Origin of the sequence: Rhodococcus sp. AW25M09, assembly GCF_000333955.1 — a bacterium.
Taxonomy (GTDB): domain Bacteria; phylum Actinomycetota; class Actinomycetes; order Mycobacteriales; family Mycobacteriaceae; genus Rhodococcoides.
Genome location: NZ_CAPS01000026.1, coordinates 1 through 20,895 on the forward strand (window position 1 = coordinate 1; position 20,895 = coordinate 20,895).

Genomic DNA, 20,895 nt, shown 5'->3' on the forward strand with positions numbered 1-20,895 from the left:
CCGGTGCCGGCCTGTTGTCGATGCGGTCAGGCCGCGACGGGTTGTCGAGATTCGTGCGGGTAGAGGTCGTCGTCGACAGTCTCCACTCGTTGCTGATCGAGCAGGTCCGCCGTCGAGCATTCCCGAACACCGGTATCGACATCTACGACTGTGCGCCACCACTGATCACGATCGGGCGACTCCGGCCAGAGCACGGCTTCCGTTTCCACTTGCACCACCTTCCCTCGGTGAATTCATCCGATTCGCTTGTGCACGTGCGTGATCAGGTCGACTGATGCTCGAGGGATCGTGTTTCGCCGCTGAGCTCGGTGTGCGCGATGTCGATCTTTCGAGGCTTCGCGCGTTCGGCGAGGGGAATCGTCACCGAGAGCACTCCGTTGTCGTACGACGCCGAGATTCGTTCGGTGTCGACGCCGTCACCGAGCGATACCTGCCTGCGGAACGTGCCCGCGAAGCGTTCCGAAGAGATCCACTGCACACCAGTGCTTTCCGGTGCGGAGCGTCGAGCGGTGAGCGTCAGGGTGCCACGATCGACGTCGACGTCGATCGAGCCGGGGTCGACGCCGGGCAGATCGGCACTGAGCATGTAGTGATCATCGACCTTGTACAGGTCCATCGGCATGAACCGCGGAGCGCGGTCCGAACCGGACGAGGCACCCAGCATGGCCGAGGTGAGGGAATCGACATCACGGAACGGATCGAAACGAAGCACAGCAACCACCTCCTGTACCCAGATGCGCTCGCCCCTGTGGCGAGTCGCTCCTCAACTGTGCAGAAAAGAAATTAGCACTCTCGACCATCGACTGCCAAGAGTCTTTACGGAGGTTCTCAGAAAATTTTCAGAACCAATGATGCTGGGCCGCAGTGGTGGTGGTAGTTCGTAGAAGTTCAGGCCCGACCCGTCGATCGCAGTTCGTAGCGGCGTTCGGCGTACTCGAGATCGTCCTTCCACAAGCGCGCGGCAGTGAAGTTCATCGCCGGACGCAGCAGTCCGGACACCTTGCGCGCCATCTGGAATCCCGGGCGATCCGAGCTGGCGATCGTGGCCTCGATGACGGAGGTACGCGGGGTGCCGTCGGGTGCCGGAGCGAGCGGTGTGGCGTGCGTTTCGACGACGCTTCCCGCGCCTTCGCCGTCGAGGATGCGCATGATGATGGTGCGGGGGCCGGGGCAGACGAACTCGGCACGTACCGGAACTCCGACGCCGCGGCTGACTCGAAAGGTCACGTCTACCAGGAAGCGATCGTCTTCTTCGGGCACGTCGATCTCGGTGGGCGCGCTGACAACTTTCAGCCTCGCGAACGAGTACGGGTGAAACCATGCGCCGTGCCACGGGTCGAGCCGATTGGCGATGATGTCATCGGGCTCGCACTTACCGACGAGGGTCACCACACCGGCAATGGCCGTCGACGCGGGCGGACGGATCGGAACCACCGGTACGGGCGTCGGCTCCTCACCACCGAGCTCGTCGAGCCGAACCCACACCAGAACCCCGTCGTCGAACGCGGGAACCGGACGCCACCCGGCCTTGCCCTTCGGTCCGAGCGCCAAACCGTGCCAGCGGCAGACCAACGCGTCGCACTCGATCTTCGCGGTGTCCAACGCAGCACCGAGGTGTGGACATGCGCCCGGCCCGATGTGCACCTTGCCGGCAGAGTCACGCCACGCAACGAGTTCGGTGGTTCCCACATAGCGACCGAACGGCTTGTCGGCCTTGACGTCGCGACTGGCCGCGAACACGAACCAGTTACCGGAAGTCCGCGTCTTGGCGCGCTTCAGAGCCGACTCGATGACCTGGGGATTCGCACCCTTCCAGGTGGGCTCCTGCTTGGCCCACGACTCCGACGGTAACGGTTGCAAAGGCATCGTCTTCGGCCACCGTCGTCGTACTGCATCCAGCGCGGTCATTGCTGCTCCCAAAGTCGACAGTCGGTGTTCTCCTCCATTGTTCCCGCTCCTTGGTACTCAATGTGACATCTGGTGGCCTTTTCGGGGGTCAATGTCACATCGAGTGGACTGCGGGAGGGGTGAGGGATTGACGGGAATCCGTCTGCGGAGGCAAATGGTGGACGCTCAGGTCACCAGGTTCGAGGTATCGATCACCTGGCGACGCCATTTGCCGAAGGATCGCGGCGAGGAGACGGCGAGCACGGCGACCGGGTGATTGCCGTGTCGGTAGAGCGCGACGAAAGGGCCGGTTGTGGGGTCGCCCTCGACGATTTCGGCGACGCTTTCGGCTTCGTGGCGTCCGGCGAACTGGATTCGTGCGTCGTATTGGTCCGACCACACGTACGGCAGGCCGGCGAACTTTCTCGACGAGCCGGTGAGCAATGCCTCCACTGCAATGGCCGGTCTGGTAGCGGCCGATGTCCAGTGTTCGTCGCGCGCCACGGCACCGGTTGCCGGATCGCGGACGGCGGCGCAGTCACCCACGGCGAGGACGGCCGGGTTCGAGGTGACGCCGCGTTGATCGGTCACCACTGCGCCGCTGATCTCCAACCCGCATCCGTCGAGCCAGCCGACGTTCGGCACCGAACCGACCCCGAGTACGACGACATCGGATTCGATCACCGTGCCGTCCGCCAACTGCACGGCGCGCACCCTCCCGGCGTCGGTGACGAATCCGGCCACGGACGCTCCGGTCAGCAGGGTCGCGCCGGCGATGCGGTGCCACCCGGCGATGAGCGCCCCCAGCTCACCACCGAACACGCGGGACAGCGGAGTCTGCGACGCCTCGACCACCGTCACCGATGCGCCCAATCGAATGGCAGTGGAGGCAACCTCGCTGCCGATGAATCCGGCACCGACCACGGTGAGTCGAACTCCCGACGCCAACGAGCTGCGCAGAGCAAGCGCGTCGTCGAGGCTGCGGAGTACGTGAATACCGTCGATCCCTGCGGTTCCCGGTAGGCGGCTCGCCGCAGCACCCGTTGCTATCACGACCGCATCCGCGCTCACGTCACCGGACACGGTCGACACCGTCGTCCCCGACAGCCCTGTCGCCGCACAACCGAGCCGCCATTCGACGTCGAGGTCGGCGACATCGAGCGGCACGGTCGATTCGTCACCGAGCAGAAATGCCTTGGACAGCGGCGGACGGTCGTACGGCAGGTGTACCTCGTCGCCGATCATCGTGATGTGTCCGTCGAACCCCTGATCTCGCAAGGCTCGTGCCGCACAGACCCCAGCGAGGGAGGCCCCGACCACCGTCACCGATCTCATGGATTGACCGCGACGCGGATGACACCGTCCTCGACGTACACAGCGTGCGTCCGCACGGGAATTTTGGCGGGCGCGCCCAGTGCAGCCCCGGTGCGGAGGTCGAAACATGCTGTGTGCAAGGGGCATTCGACGGCGCATCCCTCTACCCAGCCCTCGGACAGGGATGCGTCCTGGTGAGTGCAGGTGTCGTCGATGGCGAAGAGCTCGCCCTCGACGTTGAAGATCGCGATCGGCGGTGCCCCTACCGGCGTGACGCGTAGTGCCTCGCCGTCGGGCAGATCCTCGGCGCGACCGACGTCGAGCAGGACGCGGGTGGAAAACGTTGCGGTCATCGGCGGGCCTCCAGGGACCTTACGGATTTACGGAGCTTGTGTTGTACCCAGCGTGAGATCACCCGGTTGCGGCGATGGAACGCTCGAGTTTCAATCATGTGAATCTGTTGCGCTATGCGAAGCGCAGTTCGTATTGTGCAACTAAATCTTCTCGACGTACACCCCCAAGGAGCGAGTCATGTCACCGAGCATCCCGAGGGTTGTGATCGTCGGTGCCGGAATCGTCGGCTGCAGCCTCGCCGACGAACTCACCGCGCGCGGCTGGACGGACGTGACGGTGCTGGACAAGGGGCCGCTACCGCTCACCGGGGGATCCACCTCGCACGCCCCGGGCCTGGTGTTCGCCACCAACTCCTCGCGCTCGATGTCGCGTTTCGCCGCGTACACGGCGTCGAAATTCAAGAAGCTCGACTGCTTTCTCGACGTCGGTGGCTTGGAAGTGGCGACGACGCCGGAGCGCGTCGACGAACTGCATCGACGTCACGGATTCGCGTCCTCCTGGGGCCTCACCTCGGAGGTGGTCGACGCCGACCGTTGTCTCGAGCTGTATCCCCTCCTGGATCGCGGCCGGATCCTGGCCGGACTGCATACTCCCGACGACGGGCTGGCCAAGGCCGTGAGGGCCAGCGCGACGCAGGCCGAGGCGGCTACCGCGCGCGGCGCGCGCTTCATCGGCGGCATGGCAGTGACATCGATCGATCAGACCAGCGGTCGGGTCACGGCCGTGCGAGCGGGCGAGCACACATTCGAGGCAGACATCGTCGTCTGTTGCGCCGGCTTCTGGGGACCCGAGCTGGGCGAGCTCCTCGGCATGAGGGTTCCCCTGCAGCCACTGGCGCATCAGTACGCGCACACGACGGCGTTGGACCTGCCGTCGCGTCGAGCCGGGACCGAGGCGGTCCTGCCCATCCTTCGTTATCAGGACGAGCGGTTGTACTACCGCGAACACGGTGATCATCTCGGAATCGGCTCGTATCACCATCGCCCCATGCCCGTGGATTCTCGCGACCTCGGCTCGAGCGAGAATGTGACCGCCGAGAGCATGCCGTCGTCGATGCCTTTCACCGAAGACGATTTCGCCGATGCCTGGCAGCGCAGCACCGAGCTGATTCCCACTCTCGGACAAGCAAAACTACAGCACGCGTTCAACGGTATCTTCTCCTTCACCCCGGACGGTGCGCCGATCGTCGGTGAATCACGAGAAGTGCAGGGTCTGTGGGTATCCGAGGCGATCTGGGTGACGCATTCTGCCGGAGTCGCGAAATCGCTCGCCGAGCAGATGGTCACCGGGCACAGCGAGATCGACATGCACGAGTGCGATCTGTACCGATTCGAGAAGACCGACCTGGTGCCGTCGAACGTCGCGCGCACGAGCGCACAGAACTTCGTCGAGGTATACGACATTCTTCATCCGCTTCAGCCGAAAGTGGAACCGCGTCCGCTGCGAGTCAGCCCGTTCTACGGTCGTCAACAGGAGCTCGGCGCTGTGTTTCTCGACGGTGCCGGATGGGAGCGGCCGCATTGGTACGAGTCGAACAGCGCTCTACTCGAACAACTTCCGGAGCAGTGGCAGGCACCGAAGCGGGAGCCGTGGTCGGCGCAGTTCTGGTCGCCCATCAGCGCCGTAGAGGCCTGGCGTACCCGTGAGGCCGTGGCGATGTACGACATGACCCCGCTCCGACGCCTCGAGGTCGGCGGGCCGGGCGCGCTGGCGATGCTGCAGAACCTGACGACCAATCAGTTGGACAAGAAGGTCGGCAGCGTCACCTACGCATTGATGCTCGACGCCACCGGCGGCATCCGCAGCGATGTGACCGTCGCGCGGGTGGCCGCGGATCGCTTCCAGGTGGGCGTGAACGGACCCCTCGACGACGACTGGATGCTGCGCCATGCCGGTAGCGACGTGTATGTCCGCGACATCACCGGTGCCACAGCGTGTATCGGGCTGTGGGGCCCTTTGGCTCGCGAAGTACTGTCGCCGCTGACCTCAGCCGACATCTCCCACACCGGCCTGAAGTACTTCAACGGCGCGACGATCGCGGTGGGCGGAGTCGACGTCCTTGCCCTTCGGCTGTCGTACGTGGGCGAGCTCGGCTGGGAGCTCTACACCGACGCCGACACCGCACTGCGCCTGTGGGACACCCTCTGGGAGGCAGGTCAGGCGCACGGCGTCGTCGCCGCGGGACGAAGTGCGTTCAACAGCCTCAGGTTGGAAAAGGGCTACCGCTCGTGGGGCACCGACATGACGACCGAACACGACCCGTACCAGGCCGGGCTCGGATTTGCGGTTCGAAAGACCAAGGGCGACTTCATCGGTGCCACTGCCTTGCAGGAGGGTCGGGGCGGTCCGGTGCTGACCTGCCTGACCTTGGACGACCCGTCGCACGTGGTGATGGGTAAGGAACCGGTGCTGATCGATGGCACCGTGGCCGGCTACGTCACCAGTGCTGCCTACGGCTACACGGTCGGCAAGACGGTGGCCTATGCGTGGCTTCCGGCCGGGCTGCAACCCGGTGATCACGTTGCAGTGCAATACTTCCGAGACCAACTGCCCGCAACGGTCATGGCCGAACCGCTGGTGGATCCCGGCATGAACAAGATCAGATGCTGAGCCGGGAGTGGAGCCCGCAGGAACGACCCAGAAGCCGGGAGTGGAGCCCGCAGGAACGACCCAGAAGACGGGAGTGGAGCCCGCAGGAACGACCCAGAAGCCGGGAGTGGAGCCCGCAGGAACGACCCAGAAGCCGGGAGTGGAGCCCGCAGGAACAACATAGGAGAGATATGACGTACGACGTGATCGTTCTCGGTATCGGTGGCATGGGAAGCGCCGCCGCCTATCACCTCGCGAAACGCGGACAGCGGGTGCTGGGTATCGACCAGTTCGGTCCCGCACATGCTCTGGGCTCGAGTCATGGCGGTTCGCGGATCTACCGCCAGTCGTACTTCGAGGATCCCGCCTACGTGCCGTTGCTGCTGCGTGCGTACGAACTGTGGCACGACCTCGCGTCGGACAGTGGCCGGGATGTGTACACCGAGACCGGTGGCCTGTATATCGGACGGCCGGACGGGACCACGTTCGGCGGCAGCCTGCGAGCCTCGGAGCAGTGGGGCTTGAAGCACGATGTGCTCGATCCCACCGATGCGCGGCGACGCTTCCCGACGGTGCGACTGCAGCCCGACGAGTTCGCCCTGTTCGAGGAGAAGGCGGGAATCACACGACCGGAGACGACGGTCGGTGCCCACCTCGATCTCGCCGAGGCGGCCGGTGCCGAACTCCGGTACGACGAGAAGGTGCTCGGCTGGGAATCCGACGACACGTCGGTGACCGTGACGACGGCGGCAGGTACCTATACCGCCGGAGCACTGGTGATCTCACCGGGGGCATGGGCACCGAAGCTGCTTGCCGAAATCGGAGTCCCCATGGTGGTGGAGCGGCAGGTGATGCACTGGATCACCCCGAACTCGGGGGAAGCACCGTTCGACAGCTCGCACCATCCGGTGTACATCTGCGGTGACGGACCGGATCAGATCTACGGCTTCCCGGCTATCGACGGCGACGGCGGTGGCGTGAAGATCTCCTTCTTCCGCGCCGGTACGCCGTGCGATCCCGACACCATCGACCGGATCGTGCATCCCGAGGAGATAGCTCGCCTGCAGGAACGCATCGTCACCACTTTTCCGGCGTTGTCCGGTCCACACCTGGATGCGAGGACCTGCATGTACACCACCACGCCGGACGAGCACTTCGTCCTCGCGAAGCACCCGAACCATGCGAATGTGACCGTGGCGTGCGGATTCTCGGGTCACGGGTTCAAGTTCGTTCCGGTCATCGGGGAAGTCCTCGCCGACCTCGCGATCGACGGTGCCACCGAGCACCCCATCGCGTTGTTCGATCCCGCCAGAGCGACGCTCGACCAGGTGGTATCGGCATGACGATGCTCGAACCCGAACTGGCACCCGAGCCCACCCTGCTGCCCACGTTGGGCGGCGAGACCTACATCGATCCGGCGTACTTCGTGCGCGAGCAAGCGCAGATCTTCGAGCAGATGTGGTTCTGTGCGATCAGATCCGACGACATCCCTGATCCTGGCAATTTCCGAACGGTGCAGGTGGGACGAGAGTCGGTTCTGGTCAGCCGGAATCGAAAAGGCGGTGTGACCGCATTTTTCAACATCTGCCGGCACCGGGGCGCGACTCTGTGCACCGAGGCATCGGGAACTGTGCGACGAAACTTTCAATGTCCTTACCACGCATGGACCTACGACTTGGACGGCAAGCTGATCGCTGCCCCGAACCTTATCGATATGCCGATGATCGATCGCGTCGAGTACGGGCTGCGCAAGGTTCACGTTCGCGAGTGGCTCGGCTATGTGTGGGTGTGCGTGGCCGACACTGCTCCGTCGTTCGAGGAGACCGTGCAGGGCGACGTTCGTGAACGGCTCGGAGGCCTCGGCGCGATCGACTCGTACAGCATGGATTCACTTGCGTTGGGGCGTCGGATCGTCTACGACGTCAAGGCAAATTGGAAGCTGATCGTCGAGAATTTCATGGAGTGCTATCACTGCGCGACCATCCACCCGGAACTGACCGAGGTGCTGCCCGAGTTCGCCGACGGTCTTGCTGCGCAGAGCTACGTGGGCCACGGTGCCGAATTCGGCAGCGACATAGCTGGATTCACCGTCGATGGCTCCCATGGATTCGACGCCCTCGACGGAATCGGAGAAGACCGTGACCGGCGGTACTACGCCCTCACCGTCCGGCCGACTGTGTTCGTCAATCTTGTTCCCGACCACGTGATCATCCATCGGATGTTTCCGATGGCGGTCGATCGGACGGTCGTCGAATGCGATTGGCTGTATGTGCCTGCGGTAGTCGCCGATCCGAGCAACGCCGAGACGATGAACAAGTCGGTGGAGCTGTTCCATCGCGTCAACGAACAGGACTTCGAGGCGTGTGAGCGGTGCCAGCCGGCGATGTCGTCACGGATGTACCGCGACGGAGGAGTACTGGTGCCGGCCGAACATCACATCGGTGAATTTCACGACTGGGTGGCCTCACGCCTGGCCGGACCACCCCAGTAGCGTCGACACCTGCTGTGCGGCAGCGAGAACGGAAGTACCTGCAGCGGTAAGACGTTCGTCGTCGAGTCGGTAGGTGGGGCCCGAGACGGTGATCGCGCCGACCGCGGTACCGTCGTAGCTGAGGATCGTTGCTGCCGTTGCGTTCAGTCCGATCTCGAGTTCTTCGCGGGCATAAGCGATTCCGGTGGCGCGCACGGTCTCGATCTCGTCGAGCAGATTTGCCTTGGTGGTGATGGTGTTCGCGGTGAACAGCTCCAGATGGCTCTCGACTCCGGCTTTGAACAGCGAGTCGTCGTATGCCATCAGGGCTTTCCCGCTCGAGGTCGCATGCAGCGCGGACCGCTCACCGAGCCAGTTGTGACTGATGATCGACGAACCGCCGCGAACCTGATCGATGTTGACCGTCACGTTGCCGTCGGGCACTGCGATATTGACGGTCTCGCCGATGGCGTCGGCGAGTTCCTCGAGAATGGGCCGGGCGATGCGGGTGATGTCGAGCTGAGCGGACACCGAGGTTGCGAGGCGAATCAGGCCGATACCGAGTCGGTACTTGCCGCGCTCGCCGGGTTGCTCGACGAGCCTGCGGAATTCGAGGGCGCTGAGCAGGCGGAAGGCCGTGGACTTGTGTACGTCGAGATGCGCCGCAACATCCTGAACGCCGGACTCACCGTGATCGGCCAGGTACTCGAGCACCTCGATCGCGCGGTCGACGGACTGGATGGGGGAATCGGACATGAACCCAGTGTTGCAGACTCAGCTGATCCCCATCCACCGAAGTCCGGCAGTGGTCGCCGCTGCGGCGACGACGATCACGACGAATGGTGCTCGACGCCACGCCAGTACGCCGGCAACAGTGACTCCCACGGGGGCTGCGAAGCCCGCGAAGTCCTTGCCCACGAGCAGGGAAGAAGTGGCAACCAGTGCGACGAAGACGACCGCAACCGCAGTGCCCATGACCTTGTCGATGTGCGGCGAGATGGCAACCCTCGTGCGCAGAGCCGGTCCCGCGATGCGGAGCGAATAGGTGCCGATGACCAGGGCGAGCAATGCAATCGTGAGGCTCATGCGGATTCCTTTTGTGCGACAGGGGTATTGGACAGCATGGCGGGGACGACGGCGACCAAGGCGAGCAGCACGGGTATGCCGCTCGGCAGAAACATCGACGCGAGGAGGGCGATGCCCGCGCCGAGCAGTGCTGCAGTGCGGGTAGCTCGATCTCGCAGGGCAGGCATGATCAGTCCCAGCAGGATGGCCGGGAATGCGGCATCGAGGCCTAGTGCGGCGGTATCGGTGATCGCGCCACCGCCGAGTGTGCCGATCAGGACGCCGATGTTCCAGGTGGCGAACAGTCCGATTCCGCACAGCCAGAACGCTGTTCGACGGCTGCCCGCGTCCTTCTCGGCGACGCTGAAGGCAACGGCCTCGTCGGTGATGAGGTGGGTGCCGAGTAGCCGCCTCAGCGGCGACACGTGCTCGAAGACCGTGCCGATGGAGAAGCCGAGTGGGACCAGTCGGGTGTTGGCGAGCAGGGCGCTCGCGACGGCGGCGACCGGATTGCCGCTGGCGGCCAGGATGCCGACGAAGATGAACTGAGAGGAGCCGGCAAAGACCACCACCGACATCACCACCGGTAACCACAGGGGCAGCCCGGCGGCGACGGAGATGGCACCGAAAGAGGCCCCGACCAGTGCGTCGGCCAGACAGACCAACGCGATGTCGCGGATGTTGACACCGCCGAATCTCGAACCGCGGTATGTTCGCCATGTCGAACGCATGGTCGTTATATTGGACGATGTTAGTCTGTTCGTCAAATCAAACGAACGTACCGATGGAGTGAACGAATGGCGGATACCGGAGCGCCCATCGCGGCCATCGCGGCGGCTCTTCAGCAAGAGCGGCGACGCGTGGGCCTGTCGCTCGCGGAAGTGGCCCGTCGCGCAGGTATTGCGAAATCGACGCTCTCGCAGCTGGAATCGGGCACCGGGAACCCGAGCATCGAGACCTTGTGGGCGCTCAGTGTGACCCTGGACGTGCCGTTCTCCAGATTGGTGGAGCCGGCCAAGCCTTCGGTCCGGTTGATTCGTGCGGGGGAGGGGCCGAGATTCGCGTCGGACAGGGCGGATTACACGGCAACACTGCTGGCGTCGTCTCCGCCGAACGCACGTCGCGACATCTATCTGATCACCGCGCAGGTCGGAGAGCCGAGACGCTCGGACCCGCACTCGCCGGGCGTCGTCGAGCATCTTGTTCTCAGTACCGGACGTGCCATGGTGGGGCCGATCGACGAAGCCGTCGAACTGACCCCGGGCGATTATGTCGCCTACCCCGGTGACGCGCCGCACATTTTCGAGGCTTTGGAGCCGAACACCATGGCTGTGCTGGTCACCGAACACAGCTGACGTGCGGGGAATAGTCCTCGGCCGTGCCTCGTTGGACTCTTCTGACGGCGTTCGCTTGGCAAGCCCCGGGCCTCACCCCATTTGTCGCTACGAGCGACCACTCGCCGAGAGGCGTTTGCAGCGGACGTCGTCCCTACTTTTGTCTCCATAGGGAAAGGGACGGTATCGATGGCAGTCAAGACCTGGTTCATCACCGGCACATCCAAGGGATTCGGACGCGAATGGGCTATCGCAGCCCTCGAGCGCGGAGACCGAGTGGCAGCGACCGCCCGCAACACCGACACGCTGAAAGATCTCGTCGAGCAGTACGGCGACGCAGTTCTGCCGATCGAACTCGACGTGAACGATCGCGCAGCCGACTTCGCAGCGGTACAGCAGGCCCACGAGAAGTTCGGCTCACTCGACATCGTGATCAACAACGCCGGCTACGGCTTGTTCGGCATGGTCGAGGAAATCTCCGAGGAAGATGCCCGCGCGCAGATCGAGACCAACGTCTTCGGTGCGCTGTGGGTGACCCAGGCGGCGTTGCCGTTCATGCGTGCGCAGGGGAGTGGCCACATCCTGCAGGTCTCGTCCATCGGCGGCATTTCCGCGTTCCCGAATGTCGGTGCATACCATGCATCCAAATGGGCACTCGAAGGCTTCAGCCAGGCATTGGCGCAGGAAGTCGAGGACTTCGGCATTCACGTGACGCTCATCGAGCCGGGCGGATTCTCCACCGATTGGGCGGGGCCCTCTGCGAAGAAGTCCACCGACATCGCCGCCTACGATCCGGTCCGGGAGAAGGCTACGAAGCTCAGAAGCTCGCGGCAGGCGACCCCTGGTGATCCGAGTGCCACACGATCGGCACTACTGAAGGTGATCGACGCCGAGAAGCCGCCGCTGCGAGTCTTTTTCGGTGACGCACCGCTGGAGATCGCAACGAAGGACTACGAGTCGCGACTCGCGAACTGGCGCGAATGGCAGCCGGTGGCCGTCGAGGCGCACGGAGGCTGACCCTCGGCGCACCTGAGGGTTCACGATCGCACTCAACGGGCGGGTTTCCGCGTATGAGCGACGATAGTGAACCACCAGGTGCGGTTACAGCCACCCGTTTTCGCGTGCGGTCTTGATTGCTTCGAGTCGACTGCTTGCGCCCAATTTGGTGATGGTGCCCGAGAGGTAGTTCCGCACAGTGCCCGGGCTGAGGAACAATCGTTCGCCGATCTGTTTGGTGGACAACCCCTGATCGACGAGCCGCAATACGTCGAGTTCGCGGTCGCGCAACGGATTCGGGCCCGCGCGCAGTGCTTCGGCTGCCAGCGCCGGGTCGATGACGGTGTGCTTGGAGAGAACCGCTTTGATCCCCGCGAAAAGATGCACTGCGTCAGTGCTCTTGAGCAGGTAGCCGTTCGCCCCCGCCGCCAGTGCGTCGTGGACGTGCCCGCTACCGGGCAGGGCAGTGAGCAACAGCACGGGAGTGCGATCATTCGTAGCTCGAAGGGCGGCCGTGGCCTCGATACCCGTCATTCCGGGCATATCTATGTCCATGAGGATGACGTCCGGATGCAGCCGCTCGGCCGCGTCGCATACTTCGTCACCGCGCGAGACCCGGCCGACCACCTCGATGTCCGGGTCGGTGGACAACAACACTTCGAATGCCTCCGCCAGCAATGCGACATCCTCGGCCAGCAGCACTGTGATCGTCATAGTTCTTCCTCTGCCCGAGGGATTGTGGCCGCGACTCGAAACTCGGTACCCGCCGCCGTCCTGCCGGCTGTGAATCTGCCTCCGAGGTCCTCGACCTGACGGGTCAGTGCAGCGATCCCGGTTCCCGCGCCCGGGTCGGACTTCTCACGGGTGACGCCGTCGTTCGTGAATTCCAGTGCGTCGTGGCCCTGCTCCACAGAAAGTCGGACGGTGCATCTTCGAGGGTGGGCGTGCTTGAGCATGTTGGTGGATGATTCGCGCACGATGGCGGCGAACACCCGTTCCACGGTGCTGCCCGATGGGGATTCCACCGAGGTGACGCACTCGATCCCCAAACGGGCACACATCGCGTCGACGGTCGCAAGCTCGGACATGAAGTCGTCCAGAATGGGGCCGCTGGTGATTCTTCGAAGATCGGCCTGCCCACTGTTGAGTACGTCGTGCACATGCCCGAGCTGCTCACGAGCTTTCTCGGGTTGATTCTCGAACATCTGTATCGCAGCCTGATTGCGTAACTGTGCGGTCACCAACGTCCGGCCGATGACATCGTGCAGATCCCGCGAAATGCGGTGTCGTTCGGCATCGACGAGCAGACGGGCAATCTGCTCGCGCGAGGCGCGTAGGGCGTCGAGCGCGCGAGCCAGTTCGGTGAGTGCAATCAGCACCACAGTCGTGGCGATGCCGAACAACGTGATGCCGAAGGCCTGTAGTGGCTCGGCCCGGTCTACATCGACGATGACGATCGTCGCGGCGAGAAATACGCCACCGACAACCGCTGGAGCCCAACGTCCACGCACCAACGTCGAGGAGATCGCTACCGACATGGCGCACATCTCCCACACCTCGGACATCGGAACCACCACGATCCCGAGTGGAATGGCAATCCATGCGGCGACCGTCAGCCGCCGATCGGCGCGTCCCACGACGAACGTGCGCTGTGCCAACACCGTCACGACAGCCACGAAGATCACTATCGAGGCCGATAGTGCGGCAAGTCCGAAGCCGATGACCTCCCGATGGTCGAACACTGTTGTGAGGGAGATGAATGTGAACAGCGCGACCACGAGCCAACTCGCGGCAAAAGCGACCACAGCGCTGGGGAAATGCCCTTCGTGTGTGGCATCGATCGTTGTCACTGCCGTCACTTTCTCTGATGAGGAACCCACACTATCGACGACGCCTAAGCGTTCGGCAACCGCGACCTGCGAATCACTGTCGGCCGGTTGCCCCAGCGAATCGGCGAATGGCGGCGAAGGAGAATCCGAAGAACCAGGCGGCGACGTTGATGAGTGCCCCCGCGAGCGAGGCGTGTGATCCGTCGAGGTTGTAGCCGTCCGTCAATGCGTAGCGAGCCAATGTCGCGACGCCGTACAGCGGTGTCACCTGTGCAACCGCAAGCATGCCGCCGGACAGTGGGATGAAGATGTTGCCCAGGAAGGCGAGGCCGGTCATGACGACGCCGGGAACGTGGGTGACCACCTCGGGCGGAAGCAGCATGCCCAGCACCAGTCCGAGCGCGGAGAAGATGGCCGATCCGAGCCATGCGACGACGAGGCCGGTGATCCAGACGGACGCATCTGCGCGGGCGCCGGTGAGTGCCCCCAGGATGCCGACCACGACGACCGGAATTGCCGCGTACACCTGGCAGGCGATGATGCGTGATGCGACGTAACCGCCGGCACCCACGGGCGACAGGCGAATTGTGCGTAGCCAGCCGTTGGCCTTCTCGTTCGAGATGCCCGCAGCCCGTGAGATGGTGCCGATCGACGCGCCGTAGACGGCGATGCCGATCATCATCCAGGCCTGAAAGTTGCCGTGCGGCAGGTCGACTCCGGCGCTGGGTTCGACGACCCGGAACAGGGCGAGGTAGAGCACGGCAGGCAGCGCGACGGTGAAGATCAAATTCTGTGGTGTGATCTGCCGGCGGATGTCGTGCAGGACGAAGGTGGGGTGCAGTCCGCGGCGAGGGCGTAGTGCGGTTGTGGTGGTCATCGGAAGTCCTCAGTTCTGGTGGGTGCGGTCGGTCAGCGCGGCGAAAGCCTCGTCGAGCGAGGCCGACACGATCGCGATGTCGGTCGCGGAGGTCGACGTGCTCAGTGCGCGCACCACGGAATCGGTGTCGGTGCACACGAAGCGGAACCGGCCGTTGGCGAGCTCCTGCAGTCGCGAACTGGTCTGTGCTGCAACAGAGTCGGCTTCGGAACGCGGCAGGTTAGCATCCACGGTGCGATTGGAGACGGTGGCCTTGATCTGGGCAACCGTGCCGTCGGCGACGAGAGCTCCGTCGACGATGACGACGATGCGATCGGCGAAGTTCTGTGCCTCTTCGAGGTAGTGGGTCGCGAACATGACGGTGGTGCCGTTCGCTGCCTGGGCGCGCATTGCTTGCCAGAAGTGTTTGCGTGCAGTGACATCCATGCCTGCGGTCGGCTCGTCGAGCAGCAGCAGCGCGGGGTTGGACAACAGCGCGAGGGCGAACCGAACCTTCTGTTGTTCGCCTCCCGAGCACTTCGACACGCGCCGATCCACCAGCTCGCCGAGTCCGGCCCGGGTGATGGCCGCGGCGGGGTCGGCTCCGATGTACAGCGAACCCATCATGTCGACGAGCGCGCCGACCGTGACGTCCGGCAACAGTCCACCGGACTGAAGCACCGCGGCGCTGCGTCCTGTCGCGGCTGCGGTCAGCGGGTCGGTGCCGAGTACCTCGATGGTGCCGCCGTCCGGTTCGGTGAGCCCGAGGATCATGTCGATCGTCGTGCTCTTGCCTGCGCCGTTCGGTCCGAGAAACGCCACGACCTGCCCGCGGGGAATCGAGAGGTTCATTTCGCGAACGGCGCGGAACTTCGAACCCGTGGAGTCGCTGAACGACTTGTGGACACCGGTGGCGTGCACCGCGAGTGCAGTCTCGGTACCCACCGCCTCGGTGCGAGTTGAACTCTGCGTGATCATCTGCAATTCCCTTCGCTATTTCGTCAGTGGATCCTCAGCCGTGTTCTTTGGCGACACATCAGACTCTCCACCTCGACGAAAGCGCAGGTCAACGCCAAATGAGACGTCGTTTTCACCGTCATGACGAACTGCTGACAACTGTCATGTGCAACTACGGACCAGGTGTCACGTAAGCGCCGTGAAGCTGGGAACTACGCCCCTCGCAGTAATCGACACCCGGCGGACAGGGCGTGCCTGACCATCGAGGGCGCGGATTCGTAAACGGACGCCGGCGGTGCTCTCTCAGTTCTCCGGAGTGAGCGCGGTGATGTTCGCAGCGGTCTGGGCATCGGTGGTTTCTGTCTCGTCGAAGTAGCGACGGAAGAGCATCCGCATCGATTCGATGACGTCGATGTGCTGCTGAAGAATGACGTCGAGAGAGCGATCGGTGCCGGTGGCCAGGCGAAGGAACTTGCTTTGCAGATCCTGTGCAGACTTCATGTCGCCCCAGGCTTTTGTCTCCGTCAAGACTGATGCTTTGCGTTTCATGCCATTAAGGTGCGCGATATAGGTGACACACGCGGCGTCGCACTGTGCAGCAACGTCGGCGGGAATGGTGATGGTGCCGGCGTCCGCTTGGGCGTTAAGTTGTTGCCAATGCGCGATGAGGTTCGGCTGGGAACCGGTCATGGTTTCGACGTCTCTCGATCGTGGGAACTAGCTGGGAAGTTCGGAGTCGAGGGCGGCGACCACCCTGTTGAGTTCCGCGCACGGGTCGTACGGCGGGGTCCGAACCTGTCCATCGGTGATCAGCGTCGCTCGGATCAATTGGGGCCCTGCCGTGAAGGCGACGCCGCAATTGAGTGATGCGTCGGACGCGAGCTGCTGATACTGGGTGGCATTGCGAGTGCCCACCCGCACTGGGCTGAGTCGGTCGAAGTAGCTCGGATCGTCAATGAAGTCCAAGGTCTGGAGCCCGACAATCAACGAGACGTAGTACATGTTGTTCGGCGGCCGGTCTTCCCAGCCGCAGATCTTGAATCCGTACTGATCTCGTCCGAAGATCCCCGACTCTTTCGTGCTGACGTTGAGCCCGGCTCGCTCGATGGCCTCGTCGGGGATGGTGCAGGGATCCCAGGGCGTCGTGGGGGCTGCGGCGGTGGTGCTGGTCTCGGCGCTTACGGCTGTGTCGGCTGATGCCTCACCCTCGGTGCTACTCGTGCAGCCCGCAATTACCAGAAATGCTGCTATTGCCGGCATCCATCGACTTGCCCTACGCATCGGTCTTGTCCGTTTCTCGTGGATTTTGGTGTCGTGTCGCCAGGTGATGGTGCGTTTCAATTTCCGGGTGCAAGCGCGGTGATGTTCGCGGCTGTCTGGGCATCGGTGGTTTCTGTCTCGTCGAAGTAGCGACGGAAGATCATCCGCATCGATTCGATGACATCGATGTGCTGCTGAAGAATGACGTCGAGAGAGCGATCGGTACCGGTGGCCAGGCGAAGGAACTTGCTTTGCAGATCCTGTGCAGACTTCATGTCGCCCCAAGGTTTGACTACGCCCAGCTTTGCCGCGTCGATCTTCATCTTGTCGAGGTGCGCGAGGTAGGTGACGCAGGCTGCGTCACATTTGGCAGCGACGTCGGCGGGAATGGTGATGATGCCTGCCTCGGCTTGGGCGTTGAGGTCTTGCCAGTGCGCGATGAGGTTCGGCTGGGCGTCGTTCACAGTCTCGCTATCCTTTGATCGGAGGATCTAGCTCGGAAGTTCAGAATCGAGCTCTGCGACCGCGGAGTTGAGCTCCGTGCACGGGTCGTAAGCCGGGCCATCGACCAGTGCGCTCGTATTCAGGGTCGACATGATCAATTCGCTTCCAGCAGTAAAGGCGACGCCGCAGTTGACGGCCGCATCGGCACCGACCTGCTGAAACTGCGTAGCGTTGCGCGTTCCCACTTGGACCGACTGGAGTCGGTCGAAGTTGGGAGTGTCGGCGAGGTAGTCGATGCCCTTCAATCCCACAAAGATCGAAAAGTAGTACTTGTTGTCGGGGAGCCTGTTCTCCCAGCCGCAGATCTTGAAGCCGTACTGATCTCGTCCGAAGATCCCCGACTCTTTCGTGCTGACGTTGAGCCCCGCTCGCTCGATGGCCTCGTCGGGGATGGTGCAGGGATCCCAGGGCGTCGTCGGGGCTTCGGTGGTGGTGGCAAAAGTCGAGGTCTCATCGGGCAGTGCCTCGCCGTCGACGGCCGTCGAGCATCCGACCGCCATGAGTAGCCCAAATCCGATTGGCGCCCATCGGCCTGTACGACGCATCTGCTCGATCCCATCTTCGGAAGTCACTGAAGAGTTGGACGCAGCGGCACACGAGATGGTTCCACCCGACACCCGCGCACCTCAGTGTTCACGATCGGTTCCGATCCGCAGCTATCCGCGCATGATCGACGATCGTGAACTCTCAGGTGCGGCTACGCCTCGATCTGCGTCGAAGGTAGTGCTCGCGGTTACGGGCAGGCCCGACGCGGAGCGAGTTCGCCCGAGCCCGAGCAGGTCCGGGCTGAGTTCGACGCCGGTCGAGGTGGTCAGGCCGGGTAGTGGATGAGGTTCCGCCCGGTTCCTATTGCGAGCTCGAGTACCCCACAGGTGGCGCGGGTTCAGCGTGCCGGACTCGGCGACGTGTGCTGCTGCATCCCCAACTTTCGCATCATCAGACTGGCCGGGCACCAGCCGACTGCCGAGTAGAACACGAGGTTTCCGCCGACGAATGCGGTCAGTGTGTGCCACCGCCGATTGTGCAGACGGCCGAGCGCGAGACTCGTGAGCACGATGGCCCCTGCCAGGGCGGGGACGGCGCGATCGATGCTCGGGCGGGAGGGACCTGCAGTACATGACATAGGGGGAATTCTCGATTCTGTGAGTTCGCGGTGTTGATCAACTGTATACCCTAGGGGGTACATGTAGGGAAGGCATTGATACCCCCGGGGGTACCGTGCTACCGTTCGGGAATCGACCCCGACCTGTAAGGACACGATGTGAGTTACACCGACATTCGAACCGATGAGAGCTCGGCCGACAGTTCGCCGCCGGGGATCACCGGGGGACCGTTGGCGCGGTTCGGTGCGCGCATGGCCGGCAACTTCAAGTGGGTAGTGACCGCATGGCTCGTGGTCATCATCGGCCTCGGGGCGTTCGCCCCCTCGGTGTTCGGATCTCTCGCCGGTGCAGGTTGGCAGGCCAACGGATCGGAATCGGTCCAGGTTCGCGAACTTGCACAGGAGCACTTCGGCGGAAACTCCTCGGCCGCAATCCAGGTGGTCGTCCACTCGGACACCGAGCAGGTATCCGATCCGGCGGTCGCGGCGGTCATTGCCGAGGTCACCGGCATTCTGTCCGGCGACTCTCGAATTTCCGAGGTCATTCCCCTGCAGCCGGGCATGTCGATCAGCCCTGACGGGCACACCGGAATTCTCATCGGTGGAGCGAACGGCACGACCGACGAGATGGTCAAGGCTGTCGACGATCTCAAAGGCGAGCTGACCGCGGCGGCCACGGACACGATCGAGGTCTATCCGACCGGAGCGTCCGCGTTGTGGAGTGACTTCAACAAGGCCAATCACGATGCGATGATCAAGGCCGAAATCATCTCCTGGCCAGTGACATTGGCGATCATGGTTCTTGCGTTCGGATCGCTCGTCGCTGCCGGCCTGCCGCTGCTGCTCACCCTCGCCGGTCTCGTCGCGTCCGCAGGCGGCCTGGTTCTGCTGAACGAGCTCACGCCTATTTCGGTGTGGGCCATGAACTTTGCGATGATGTTCGCGCTGGCACTGGGCATCGACTATGCACTGTTTCTCGTCGTGCGATTCCGCGATGCACTACGCAAGACGATCGACGCCGGACGGATCGACCCGCAGCGCGCCGTGGCCGAAACCATGGACACGGCAGGCAAAGCTGTGCTTCTGTCCGGGTTGACGGTGCTGATCAGTTTGTCCGCTGTGCTTCTCGTTCCGGCACCTGCAGTCCGGACGATGGCGGTAGGCATCATGCTGGCGGTCGTCTTCGTGCTCGCTGCCACCCTTACACTGCTCCCCGCAGTGCTGGGCAAGCTCGGACCCAAGGTCAATGCCGGATCCCTCCCGTACGCAAAACGCCAGGTGCACCGCTCTCCTCGCTTCGCTTCCTGGGGCCAGCTGCTACACAAGCATCCGTGGCCGTTCGCCATTGGCTCGCTGCTGATTCTGGTAGCACTGTCGATTCCGGCTCTGGGGCTCAAGGTCGCCATGCCGTCCATTTCGGTTGTGCCCGAGGATGCACCGGTGCGGCAGGGCTACGAGTTGGTGCAGGCGCAGATGGGCGAAGGTGCACCGGGAATGCTGCAGATCATCGCCCCCGCATCGGAGGCCGAGCAGACCGCGCAGATCGCGGCGAGCGTCGACGGAGTGGCTATGGTGACACCGCCGATGCCGGCGATGGATGGATCCGACTACGTGATGCTGCAGGCCATCCCGAACGTGGATCCGTCCGATCCCGCGCTCGAGACCACCCTCGATGCCCTGCGAGCGGACCTGCCCGAAGGGGCGATAGTCGGTGGCGCACCGGCGGAGAACCTGGACTTGCAGACCGCGCTGAACGAGTACTTGCCGATCGTGGTGTCGGTCATCCTGGTACTCGGATTCTTGTTGCTGCTGATCGCTCTGCAGGCTCCACTGATCGCCCTCCTGGGTACTGTGGTCAGCTTGCTGTCCACCGGAGCTGCCTTCGGTGTGGCGAAGCTGATCTTCCAGGACGGTTACGGCGCCTCGCTGCTCGGCTTCACGCCACAGGGATTCCTGAACGGCTGGGGTCCGGTGTTCTTCTTCGCGATGATCTTCGCGATCGCGATGGACTACACGGTGTTCCTGCTTTCGAGCGTCAAGGAGCACTACGACAACACCGGTGATCCGTACGGTTCTCAGGTCGACGGTATGGCGCACTCGGGACGGGTGATCTTCGCTGCAGCAGCGGTGATGGTCGCGGTGTTCTTCTCGTTCGCGCTCGCGGACCCACTCCCACCCAAGGAGATGGGGATCATTCTGGGTGTGGCCGTATTGTTGGACGCGATTCTCATCAGATTGGTCCTGCTGCCGGTGCTCCTGCGTCTGACCGGTCATGCTGCGTGGTGGTCTCCCGCATGGTTGCGTGCGGTGCTCCCCAAGATCGGGTTCTCGCACGCCTGACTCTCGGACGGTGGTGGCCGAACGCACTGCGCTTCGGC

At 63.5% G+C, this 20,895-nt stretch carries 23 protein-coding genes; 7 read left to right on the forward strand and 16 right to left on the reverse strand.

Features of this window, described 5'->3' with window-relative positions:
- Positions 1-275, forward strand: a 275-nt coding sequence (locus RHODMAR_RS28930; protein ID WP_042938002.1) for a hypothetical protein, incomplete at its 5' end; no start/stop codon positions are given.
- On the opposite strand, the gene RHODMAR_RS04670 is transcribed toward RHODMAR_RS28930, so the two are convergent.
- The 4 genes from RHODMAR_RS04670 to RHODMAR_RS04685 form a co-directional block, all read right to left on the reverse strand.
- Positions 263-712, reverse strand: coding sequence for an Hsp20/alpha crystallin family protein (locus tag RHODMAR_RS04670; protein WP_008711816.1), 450 nt, complete (start codon positions 710-712; stop codon positions 263-265). The two genes, RHODMAR_RS28930 and RHODMAR_RS04670, sit on opposite strands and share 13 nt — an antisense overlap.
- A 176-nt stretch (positions 713-888) precedes the next feature.
- Positions 889-1,908, reverse strand: a complete 1,020-nt coding sequence (locus tag RHODMAR_RS04675) for a DUF5914 domain-containing protein (protein WP_042938005.1) — start codon at positions 1,906-1,908, stop codon at positions 889-891.
- Positions 1,909-2,073: 165 nt separating this feature from the next.
- The gene (locus RHODMAR_RS04680; protein WP_042938007.1) at positions 2,074-3,222 is read right to left on the reverse strand and encodes an NAD(P)/FAD-dependent oxidoreductase; all 1,149 of its coding nucleotides are present in this window, start codon (positions 3,220-3,222) and stop codon (positions 2,074-2,076) included.
- A complete protein-coding gene (locus tag RHODMAR_RS04685; protein WP_008711822.1) occupies positions 3,219-3,554 on the reverse strand; it encodes a bifunctional 3-phenylpropionate/cinnamic acid dioxygenase ferredoxin subunit in 336 nt (111 codons plus the stop codon). Before RHODMAR_RS04685 ends, RHODMAR_RS04680 begins: the two co-directional genes overlap by 4 nt.
- 178 nt (positions 3,555-3,732) lie before the next feature.
- On the opposite strand from RHODMAR_RS04685, the gene RHODMAR_RS04690 reads away from it, so the two are divergent.
- The 3 genes from RHODMAR_RS04690 (at position 3,733) to RHODMAR_RS04700 (ending at position 8,635) form a co-directional block, all read left to right on the forward strand.
- Complete coding sequence (locus RHODMAR_RS04690) at positions 3,733-6,165, forward strand: GcvT family protein (protein ID WP_008711824.1); 2,433 nt, start codon at positions 3,733-3,735, stop codon at positions 6,163-6,165.
- Positions 6,166-6,335: 170 nt separating this feature from the next.
- Complete coding sequence (gene solA / locus RHODMAR_RS04695) at positions 6,336-7,487, forward strand: N-methyl-L-tryptophan oxidase (protein ID WP_008711826.1); 1,152 nt, start codon at positions 6,336-6,338, stop codon at positions 7,485-7,487.
- Positions 7,484-8,635 (forward strand): aromatic ring-hydroxylating oxygenase subunit alpha, encoded by a 1,152-nt coding sequence (locus tag RHODMAR_RS04700; protein ID WP_008711829.1) that lies wholly within the window; start codon positions 7,484-7,486, stop codon positions 8,633-8,635. Before solA ends, RHODMAR_RS04700 begins: the two co-directional genes overlap by 4 nt.
- Here the strand turns inward: RHODMAR_RS04700 and RHODMAR_RS04705 are convergent.
- The 3 genes from RHODMAR_RS04705 to RHODMAR_RS04715 are packed head-to-tail and all read right to left on the reverse strand — an operon-like array spanning position 8,609 to position 10,410.
- Positions 8,609-9,370 (reverse strand): IclR family transcriptional regulator, encoded by a 762-nt coding sequence (locus RHODMAR_RS04705; protein WP_008711830.1) that lies wholly within the window; start codon positions 9,368-9,370, stop codon positions 8,609-8,611. The genes RHODMAR_RS04700 and RHODMAR_RS04705 overlap by 27 nt on opposite strands.
- Positions 9,371-9,388: 18 nt before the next feature.
- Entirely contained in the window at positions 9,389-9,700 is a 312-nt protein-coding gene (locus RHODMAR_RS04710; protein ID WP_008711832.1) for an AzlD domain-containing protein, read from the reverse strand.
- Complete coding sequence (locus RHODMAR_RS04715; RefSeq protein ID WP_008711834.1) at positions 9,697-10,410, reverse strand: AzlC family ABC transporter permease; 714 nt, start codon at positions 10,408-10,410, stop codon at positions 9,697-9,699. Before RHODMAR_RS04715 ends, RHODMAR_RS04710 begins: the two co-directional genes overlap by 4 nt.
- Positions 10,411-10,476: 66 nt before the next feature.
- Here RHODMAR_RS04715 and RHODMAR_RS04720 point away from each other — a divergent pair, with 66 nt between their 5' ends.
- Complete coding sequence (locus RHODMAR_RS04720; RefSeq protein ID WP_008711835.1) at positions 10,477-11,034, forward strand: helix-turn-helix domain-containing protein; 558 nt, start codon at positions 10,477-10,479, stop codon at positions 11,032-11,034.
- A gap of 168 nt (positions 11,035-11,202) precedes the next feature.
- Complete coding sequence (locus RHODMAR_RS04725; protein ID WP_008711837.1) at positions 11,203-12,030, forward strand: SDR family oxidoreductase; 828 nt, start codon at positions 11,203-11,205, stop codon at positions 12,028-12,030.
- A gap of 84 nt (positions 12,031-12,114) precedes the next feature.
- Here RHODMAR_RS04725 and RHODMAR_RS04730 read toward each other — a convergent pair whose 3' ends face one another.
- The 9 genes from RHODMAR_RS04730 to RHODMAR_RS04770 form a co-directional block, all read right to left on the reverse strand.
- Positions 12,115-12,723: a response regulator gene (locus RHODMAR_RS04730; RefSeq protein WP_008711839.1), complete on the reverse strand. Its 609-nt coding sequence runs from the start codon at positions 12,721-12,723 to the stop codon at positions 12,115-12,117.
- Entirely contained in the window at positions 12,720-13,859 is a 1,140-nt protein-coding gene (locus RHODMAR_RS04735; protein WP_008711842.1) for a sensor histidine kinase, read from the reverse strand. Before RHODMAR_RS04735 ends, RHODMAR_RS04730 begins: the two co-directional genes overlap by 4 nt.
- Before the next feature lie 73 nt (positions 13,860-13,932).
- Complete coding sequence (locus RHODMAR_RS04740) at positions 13,933-14,715, reverse strand: ABC transporter permease (protein ID WP_008711843.1); 783 nt, start codon at positions 14,713-14,715, stop codon at positions 13,933-13,935.
- Between the two features lie 9 nt (positions 14,716-14,724).
- A complete protein-coding gene (locus RHODMAR_RS04745; RefSeq protein WP_008711846.1) occupies positions 14,725-15,672 on the reverse strand; it encodes an ABC transporter ATP-binding protein in 948 nt (315 codons plus the stop codon).
- Positions 15,673-15,954: 282 nt separating this feature from the next.
- Complete coding sequence (locus RHODMAR_RS04750; protein WP_008711848.1) at positions 15,955-16,341, reverse strand: hypothetical protein; 387 nt, start codon at positions 16,339-16,341, stop codon at positions 15,955-15,957.
- A 27-nt stretch (positions 16,342-16,368) separates the two neighbouring features.
- Complete coding sequence (locus tag RHODMAR_RS04755) at positions 16,369-16,932, reverse strand: DUF3558 family protein (RefSeq protein WP_232433580.1); 564 nt, start codon at positions 16,930-16,932, stop codon at positions 16,369-16,371.
- A 56-nt stretch (positions 16,933-16,988) separates the two neighbouring features.
- Positions 16,989-17,375 carry a hypothetical protein gene (locus RHODMAR_RS04760; protein WP_008711852.1) on the reverse strand — a complete coding sequence of 129 codons (387 nt, stop codon included), beginning with the start codon at positions 17,373-17,375 and terminating at the stop codon, positions 16,989-16,991.
- Positions 17,376-17,402: 27 nt separating this feature from the next.
- On the reverse strand, positions 17,403-17,915 hold the full coding sequence (locus RHODMAR_RS26865) for a DUF3558 family protein (protein ID WP_008711855.1): 513 nt from the start codon (positions 17,913-17,915) through the stop codon (positions 17,403-17,405).
- A gap of 383 nt (positions 17,916-18,298) precedes the next feature.
- Positions 18,299-18,538 (reverse strand): YgaP family membrane protein, encoded by a 240-nt coding sequence (locus RHODMAR_RS04770; protein ID WP_042938014.1) that lies wholly within the window; start codon positions 18,536-18,538, stop codon positions 18,299-18,301.
- Positions 18,539-18,676: 138 nt separating this feature from the next.
- Between RHODMAR_RS04770 and RHODMAR_RS04775 the strand changes: the two genes are divergently transcribed.
- Entirely contained in the window at positions 18,677-20,857 is a 2,181-nt protein-coding gene (locus tag RHODMAR_RS04775) for an MMPL family transporter (RefSeq protein ID WP_008711858.1), read from the forward strand.
- Positions 20,858-20,895: the final 38 nt, after the last annotated feature.

What these genes read in the sequence shown, in the direction of transcription:
- RHODMAR_RS26865 (WP_008711855.1), bottom strand. Translation starts at nt 17,915, where the DNA reads ATGGCGGTCGGATGCTCGACGGCCGTCGACGGCGAGGCACTGCCCGAT.
- RHODMAR_RS04745 (WP_008711846.1), bottom strand. Translation starts at nt 15,672, where the DNA reads ATGATCACGCAGAGTTCAACTCGCACCGAGGCGGTGGGTACCGAGACT.
- RHODMAR_RS04675 (WP_042938005.1), bottom strand. Translation starts at nt 1,908, where the DNA reads ATGACCGCGCTGGATGCAGTACGACGACGGTGGCCGAAGACGATGCCT.
- RHODMAR_RS04715 (WP_008711834.1), bottom strand. Translation starts at nt 10,410, where the DNA reads ATGCGTTCGACATGGCGAACATACCGCGGTTCGAGATTCGGCGGTGTC.
- RHODMAR_RS04720 (WP_008711835.1), top strand. Translation starts at nt 10,477, where the DNA reads ATGGCGGATACCGGAGCGCCCATCGCGGCCATCGCGGCGGCTCTTCAG.
- RHODMAR_RS04705 (WP_008711830.1), bottom strand. Translation starts at nt 9,370, where the DNA reads ATGTCCGATTCCCCCATCCAGTCCGTCGACCGCGCGATCGAGGTGCTC.
- RHODMAR_RS04750 (WP_008711848.1), bottom strand. Translation starts at nt 16,341, where the DNA reads ATGACCGGTTCCCAGCCGAACCTCATCGCGCATTGGCAACAACTTAAC.
- RHODMAR_RS04730 (WP_008711839.1), bottom strand. Translation starts at nt 12,723, where the DNA reads ATGACGATCACAGTGCTGCTGGCCGAGGATGTCGCATTGCTGGCGGAG.
- RHODMAR_RS04685 (WP_008711822.1), bottom strand. Translation starts at nt 3,554, where the DNA reads ATGACCGCAACGTTTTCCACCCGCGTCCTGCTCGACGTCGGTCGCGCC.
- RHODMAR_RS04740 (WP_008711843.1), bottom strand. Translation starts at nt 14,715, where the DNA reads ATGACCACCACAACCGCACTACGCCCTCGCCGCGGACTGCACCCCACC.
- RHODMAR_RS04710 (WP_008711832.1), bottom strand. Translation starts at nt 9,700, where the DNA reads ATGAGCCTCACGATTGCATTGCTCGCCCTGGTCATCGGCACCTATTCG.
- RHODMAR_RS04680 (WP_042938007.1), bottom strand. Translation starts at nt 3,222, where the DNA reads ATGAGATCGGTGACGGTGGTCGGGGCCTCCCTCGCTGGGGTCTGTGCG.
- RHODMAR_RS04755 (WP_232433580.1), bottom strand. Translation starts at nt 16,932, where the DNA reads ATGCGTAGGGCAAGTCGATGGATGCCGGCAATAGCAGCATTTCTGGTA.
- RHODMAR_RS04770 (WP_042938014.1), bottom strand. Translation starts at nt 18,538, where the DNA reads ATGTCATGTACTGCAGGTCCCTCCCGCCCGAGCATCGATCGCGCCGTC.
- RHODMAR_RS04700 (WP_008711829.1), top strand. Translation starts at nt 7,484, where the DNA reads ATGACGATGCTCGAACCCGAACTGGCACCCGAGCCCACCCTGCTGCCC.
- solA (WP_008711826.1), top strand. Translation starts at nt 6,336, where the DNA reads ATGACGTACGACGTGATCGTTCTCGGTATCGGTGGCATGGGAAGCGCC.
- RHODMAR_RS04725 (WP_008711837.1), top strand. Translation starts at nt 11,203, where the DNA reads ATGGCAGTCAAGACCTGGTTCATCACCGGCACATCCAAGGGATTCGGA.
- RHODMAR_RS04690 (WP_008711824.1), top strand. Translation starts at nt 3,733, where the DNA reads ATGTCACCGAGCATCCCGAGGGTTGTGATCGTCGGTGCCGGAATCGTC.